General features: G+C 67.4%; 6 protein-coding genes. 2 read left to right on the top strand and 4 right to left on the bottom strand.

Going from position 1 to position 5,883, the window contains the following annotated elements; translation table 11 throughout:
* Positions 1 to 107: 107 nt before the first annotated feature.
* Both ACWIGI_RS41545 and ACWIGI_RS41540 read right to left on the bottom strand, forming a co-directional pair.
* The gene (locus tag ACWIGI_RS41545; RefSeq protein ID WP_454209202.1) at positions 108 to 980 is read right to left on the bottom strand and encodes an alpha/beta hydrolase family esterase; all 873 of its coding nucleotides are present in this window, start codon (positions 978 to 980) and stop codon (positions 108 to 110) included.
* Positions 981 to 1,285: 305 nt separating this feature from the next.
* Positions 1,286 to 1,915, bottom strand: coding sequence for a TetR/AcrR family transcriptional regulator (locus ACWIGI_RS41540; RefSeq protein ID WP_454209201.1), 630 nt, complete (start codon positions 1,913 to 1,915; stop codon positions 1,286 to 1,288).
* A gap of 216 nt (positions 1,916 to 2,131) precedes the next feature.
* Here ACWIGI_RS41540 and ACWIGI_RS41535 point away from each other — a divergent pair, with 216 nt between their 5' ends.
* Positions 2,132 to 2,929 carry a thioesterase family protein gene (locus ACWIGI_RS41535; RefSeq protein ID WP_454209200.1) on the top strand — a complete coding sequence of 266 codons (798 nt, stop codon included), beginning with the start codon at positions 2,132 to 2,134 and terminating at the stop codon, positions 2,927 to 2,929.
* 81 nt (positions 2,930 to 3,010) lie between these two features.
* On the opposite strand, the gene ACWIGI_RS41530 is transcribed toward ACWIGI_RS41535, so the two are convergent.
* Positions 3,011 to 3,568 (bottom strand): DivIVA domain-containing protein, encoded by a 558-nt coding sequence (locus ACWIGI_RS41530; RefSeq protein WP_454209199.1) that lies wholly within the window; start codon positions 3,566 to 3,568, stop codon positions 3,011 to 3,013.
* Between the two features lie 58 nt (positions 3,569 to 3,626).
* Complete coding sequence (locus tag ACWIGI_RS41525; protein WP_454209198.1) at positions 3,627 to 4,292, bottom strand: TetR/AcrR family transcriptional regulator; 666 nt, start codon at positions 4,290 to 4,292, stop codon at positions 3,627 to 3,629.
* Between the two features lie 58 nt (positions 4,293 to 4,350).
* Here ACWIGI_RS41525 and ACWIGI_RS41520 point away from each other — a divergent pair, with 58 nt between their 5' ends.
* Positions 4,351 to 5,844, top strand: coding sequence for a flavin-containing monooxygenase (locus ACWIGI_RS41520; protein ID WP_454209197.1), 1,494 nt, complete (start codon positions 4,351 to 4,353; stop codon positions 5,842 to 5,844).
* Positions 5,845 to 5,883 lie beyond the last annotated feature (39 nt).

Below are 5,883 nucleotides of genomic sequence, written 5' to 3'. Positions count from 1 at the left end.
TTTCGCATCTTTTATTACATCTACGAACACAACCGGGGGGGTGGATGACCAGCACGCGTCGGGCCCTAATCATTAATAACCCGCCGTGCCCCCGAGGCGTTCCGGCCCTACGGCCGCGGGTTCGCCTGGAACAGCGACCACATCCGGTTCAGCATCTCGGTCTTGCGCGACCCGGTCGGCCACTCGTGGCTGCCATTGTTGTACACGCGCCACAGCACCTTGGTGCCGTCGGCGCAGTCCCAGATCTTGGAGTCCTTCACATCGGTGCCGCCGTCACCGCGCTCGTTGGAGCAGGGCCGGTTCTCCCAGCTCCAGTACATGACGTGGCTGTACGCGACGGGTTCGAAGACGACCGGGTCACTCGCGGAGGCGAATACGCCCCAGGAGATGGCGCGCGCCGGGTTGCAGCCGGTCGGCGGCGGCGCGGGCGCGTAGACCGCGCCCGAGGCGAACAGCTCCGGCGCGACACAGCCCGCGCGCGAAGCCATCTGCCCGCCGTTGGAGTGCCCGCTCAGATGAATGCGCTTCGGCGCGACGCAGTAGGTCGCGCGCACATTGGCGACGACCGCCTTGATGTAGTTCACGTCGGCGGTGTCGGCGGCCCAGCCGTACTTGTTCGTGCCCTCGGACTTGCCGCCGCGCGGGTAGACGACGATGAACTTCTTCGAATCCGCCAGCGCGTTCCAGCCCGAATCCGCCTGGTGCGTCGCCGGATTGGACTGGCCACCGTGGATGGCGACCACGAGCGGGGCGCCGGAGGCCGAGATTCCGGACGGCACGTGGATGCGGTACTTCTCGCGCTGCCCGAAATTGACGTCCCCGGACTTGGGTGTCGTCGAGCAGGCCGCGGCCATGGCGCTGGGATCCTCGAAGCTCGCGTCGTCGGCGGTCGCCGACCCCGCCGCCGAGACCGCCAAAGTCATTGCCGCACAGGTCGCGCCCACCAGCGCGGCCATCCGTTTGAATAGTGAAGATGCCACGGAATCTCCTTGCGTACGAACGTGATCGCACTGAGAAAAGCCGACGCGCCGGACGACCGGCGAGCCCCCACTTCTGGGGCTGCGCGAAAGCTCCTGTGGCACCGTAATTATGCGATAGCATCGGCGCAGTCATGCCTTGGTAAACCGGTGTGCCGGTGCCGAAAGGGCCGATCCGGTCTGCGATTAGCGACCGCTTCGGGCTATCCGGCTACCGTCTGTGCGCTTTGGCGTTCCGGTGAGCGAACGATCGGCTAGACCCTCCCGATGCTTCAGCATCGCTCCGAATTCCCTCGGGTACGCGGGCCTCAGTCCGCGCGGGTGAACAGCCGCATCGACTCCTGGACCACCGCGTCGCGGGTGCGCCCGTCCGGGTCGGCCTCGGGGCGCAGCCAGATCGAGGCGTGGTTCAGCACGCCGTGCAGACAGTGCAGGGCTACCGCGGGATCGGGGCAGTCGAACTCGCCCGCGGCGATTCCGGCGTCGATGACCTCCCGGAAGATCCGGTCGTGCCGGCGGCGCATGGCCTTGATGGCTTCGCCGTGCTGCTCGGGCCAGGGCGCGGGGAACGAGAAGAGTTTGCCCACTTCGGGATACAGCACCGTCAGCACCCGGAGTTGCTCGGCGATCAGCGCGCGCAGCCGCTCGGTCGCGGACAGCCCGGCGGCGGCGTCCAGTGCCTCGTCGAGCCGGGTCAGCGCATCGGAGGAGAGCTTCTCCAGGGCCGCCGCGACCAGCGCGTCCTTGCTCGGAAAGTAGTGGTAGAGGGTGGCTTTCGCGATGTCCGAGCGCTCGGCGACATCCTCGAACCGCATGCCCTGGTAGCCGACCGCGGACAGGATCTGCAGCGCGGCGACGATCATCTCCGCCTTGCGCCGGTCGCGCCGCCGCTCCGCGCGCCCGGCGGGCGCCACGGTCTCGTCCGTGCTCGAGGTCATCGGCCGATCCTATCGAGGCGGTCGCCCGGAAAAACCACCGCGCGTCGCGTGAAACAACCCCGGGTTGAGATATCGACCCTGGTCTGCGCGTGCGTCGGCGATGCCCATCGGTGTCGACGGGCGCGGTTGTTGTGGCTTGGGCGGCCCGAGTCTATCCAACCGTGAGGATGATTACTCGACTTGAGATATCAAAACTCGACCCGTAGGTTGGGAAACGTGAATACGACCAGCGCGGCGTCCGCCTACTTCCAGCGCGTCGGCCCGAACAGCTTCGTGCCGACCGTCCACGCCGGTGGTGCGTGGAACGCCGACGAGCAGCACTTCAGCCCGCTCGGCGGGCTGATCGTGCACGAGATCCAGCGCGCCCGGGCGCGGGCGCAACGGCCCGCGCTCGCGCTGAGCCGGATCAGTTTCGACATCCTGGGCCGCATCGGCTTCGAGGAGTTCGGGATCGCGGTCCGCACGGTCCGGCCCGGACGCACCATCGAACTGGTCGAAGCCGTCGTCACGATCGCCGGCCGCGACGTCGTCAATGCCCGGGCCTGGCTGCTGAGCGAACAGGACACCGCGAGCGTGGCCGGCGGGGAACCCGATCGGCTCCCGGACCCGGAAGCGCTGCCGTCCTGGCCGCTGTCGGCGATTTGGTCCGGCGGCTACATCGCCTCGGTCGACACCCGGGCCGCGCGCGCCTACGAGCCGGGCCGCAACACCGCGTGGGTGCGCTCGACCGTGGATCTGGTGGCGGGGGAGCCGGTCGATCCCTTGGCGGGCTTCATCGCCCTGGTCGACACCGCGAACGGGATCGCGGTCCGCCGGGACCCCGCCAAATGGATGTTCCCGAACCTGGATCTGACCATCCATCTCCACCGGCAGCCCCGGGGTGCGTGGACCGGGCTGGACACCGGCGTCACGTTCGGTCAGGCCGGACAGGGGTTGACCAGCACCGTCCTGCACGATGTCGACGGCCCGGTGGGTGTGGCCCAGCAGATACTCACGGTCCGGCCGCAGCCCTGACGCGCGCTCTCGAACAGCCTGCGCGACAAAGCTTTACCGCTCCACACAGCGCTCGTCACCGAGCAACAGCGCTCGCGCGCTTCAGTTCTCGCCCTTCAACTGCTTGAGCACCAGGTCGAGAAAGGCATCCACCTCGGGGCGGTGATAGGAGGGCGCGCCCTGGGCGGCGATGTGAAACGTGGTGGTGCGCACGTCCTCGGCCGTCATGCCGTTCGGGCCGTCGTGCGCGAGGGTGGCGGCGAGGCGGTCCAGGAAGGCGCCCACCTCCTCGATCGAGTACCCGGGTAAGCCGAACGGGGGAGCGGAGAAGTGCACGCGCAGCACGTCGTCGTGCGAGAGCGTGTCCTCCACCCGGCCCTCGGGCGCCCGGCCCCGCCCGTGGCGCAGGAATTCCAGCTCGACGCAGACCTGATCGAGGAAGTCGTCGACCTGTTCGCAGTCGTAGCCGCGGCGGCCGAACGGCGGCCCGTCGAACACGGCCAGCCGGATGTCCGCGGCACTGAGATGATCATGGCCGCCCATGGTGTCGGCGATGCGCGCGCAGAAGGCGTCCACCTGTTCGGGGTGGTAGCCGTGATGCCCGAAAGGGGCAGATCCGAACTGCCTGCGGCGTACGTCCTCGGGGGTCACGAGCGTCATTGTGCCAATGCCCTCATGTCCGAATCGCCCCCGCCCCTTGCCAATCCGATTCGTCCGGTCAATCCCGCCGTACGCCGTCGATGATGAGCCGGCGAATCGCCTGTGTGAGATCGGCCGAGAGCCCCTGATCGGGGTTGCGCAGCCCGTGCAGGATCGCGCTCAGGATCATCCCGGTCACCGCGCGCGAGGTATTGACGGTGTCGAGATCGGCGCGCAGATACCCCTGTTCCACACCGTGTTCGAGGTAGGCCGTGGTGAGCGCGTCGGCGGTGTCGAGCAGACCGTACAGCCGCGTGGTGAGTTCGATGTCGATGCCGGTGGCCTGGAACAGCAGCAGCTGCGCCACCCGGCGGTCCTCGAGGAAGATGTCGTTCAGCGCGCCGCCGATGCGCTCGAGCTGCACCCGGTACTCCTCGAGGCTCTCGGCCGCGTCCGGTGCGTTCTCGAGCCCGAGCGAGGCCACGATGCGCGCGGCCAGATCGTCGATGACGTGATCGATGATGTCGCGCTTGTTCGCGAAGTAGCGATAGAACGTGCCGTGCCCGATGCCCAGCTCGCTGGCGATATCGGCGATGCCGGTGGCGTGATAGCCCTTCTCGGCGAAGCAGGCGAACGCGGTATCGATGATCTCCTGGCGGAGCTCGGCCTTGCGCCGTTCGATTCGGGAGGATGGCTTCGTCACGGGCTCGATGATACGGTGTTCACAAACGGAATGAGATGTCATTCCGTGACAAGTGAGTCACAGCGGCCGGGTTGGGGCGCTGGTTACAGGGAGGTTCGGCGTGGCACCTCAGTACGACGCCATCGTGGTCGGTGCGGGTTTCGGCGGTATGGGCGCCGGCATCCAATTGGATCGGCTCGGTCTGAGCAACTTCGTGATCCTGGAGCGCGAGAACGATCTCGGCGGCACCTGGCACGTCAACCGCTACCCGGGCCTGGCCGTGGACATCGCCTCGGTCACCTATTCCTATTCCTTCGAGCCGAACCCGAACTGGTCGCGACTGTTCGCCCCGGGCGCCGAGCTCAAGAAGTACGCCGAGCACGTGGCAGACAAGTACGACCTGCGCCGTCGCATGCGCTTCGACACCGTGGTCGGGGGAGCACGCTGGGACGAGGAGCAGCAGCAGTGGGTCGTGTCCGTCGAGGGCGGTGAATCCCTCACCGCGCGTTACCTGCTCGCGGCCACCGGCTTCCTGTCCCAGCCGTACACCCCGCCGTTCCCGGGCATCGACACCTTCGCGGGCAAGATCATCCACACCACCGCGTGGCAGGACGACTACGACCTCACCGATACCAGGACCGCCATCATCGGCACCGGCGCGACCGCCGTGCAGCTGATCCCGGAGATCGCCAAGAAGGCCGAGGCGCTCACCGTCTTCCAGCGCACCCCGATCTGGGTGGTGCCCAAGGTCGACACCGCCATCCCCAAGCCCGTGCAGTCGCTGTTCGCCCGGGTTCCGGTGACGCAGAAGGCCGCTCGCCTGGCCAACACCGCCATGCTCGAGGCCCTCATGGTCGTGGGCGTACTGCACTTCAAGCAGGCCAAGCCGCTCAACAAGGCCGCCGCCGCGCTGGCCAAGGCGCACCTGCGCACGTCGGTACGCGATCCCGAGACCCGCAGGAAGCTCACGCCGGACTACGACTTCGGCTGCAAGCGCCCCACCTTCTCCAACCTGTACTTCAAGACCTTCAACGAACCGCACGTGCGGCTCGAGACCAACTCGATCGATCACATCGAGCCCGACGGCATCGTCACCGCCGACGGCCACAAGACCGAGATCGACACCCTGGTACTGGCCACCGGCTTCAACCTGTGGGACGTGAACTTCCCGGCCATCGAGATCATCGGCCGCGACGGGCTCAACCTCGGAAAGTTCTGGCGCGACAACCGCTTCCAGGCCTACGAGGGCATCACCGTGCCGAAGTTCCCCAACTTCATCAGCCTCAACAGCCCGTACTCCTACAGCGGCCTGTCGTACTTCACCACCATCGAAGCCCAGATGAAGCACATGGCCCGGCTCTTCGGCGAGATGTTCCGCCGCGGCGCGAAGACCTTCGAGGTCACCGAGACGGCCAACGCCGAGTTCCTGGACCGCGTCACCGACAAGCTCGACTCCTCGGTGTTCTACGGCGGCCAGTGCTCGACCGCGCGCAGCTACTACTACAACCAGCACGGCGAGGCCGCGCTGCTGCGCCCGACCAGCACCGTGAACGCGCACCGCGAGGCCGTGAGCTTCCCGCTCGACGATTACGCCTACGGCGAACACTCCGCCTGACCCGCCCTGCCGCCGGGCCCCTGCCCGGCGGCCCGATCG

It is taken from the genome of Nocardia sp. NPDC055321 (assembly GCF_053645575.1).
This window is presented reverse-complemented; position numbering and strand designations above follow the sequence as displayed.

What these genes read in the sequence shown, in the direction of transcription:
- ACWIGI_RS41540 (WP_454209201.1), bottom strand. Translation starts at nt 1,915, where the DNA reads ATGACCTCGAGCACGGACGAGACCGTGGCGCCCGCCGGGCGCGCGGAG.
- ACWIGI_RS41530 (WP_454209199.1), bottom strand. Translation starts at nt 3,568, where the DNA reads ATGACGCTCGTGACCCCCGAGGACGTACGCCGCAGGCAGTTCGGATCT.
- ACWIGI_RS41525 (WP_454209198.1), bottom strand. Translation starts at nt 4,292, where the DNA reads ATGACATCTCATTCCGTTTGTGAACACCGTATCATCGAGCCCGTGACG.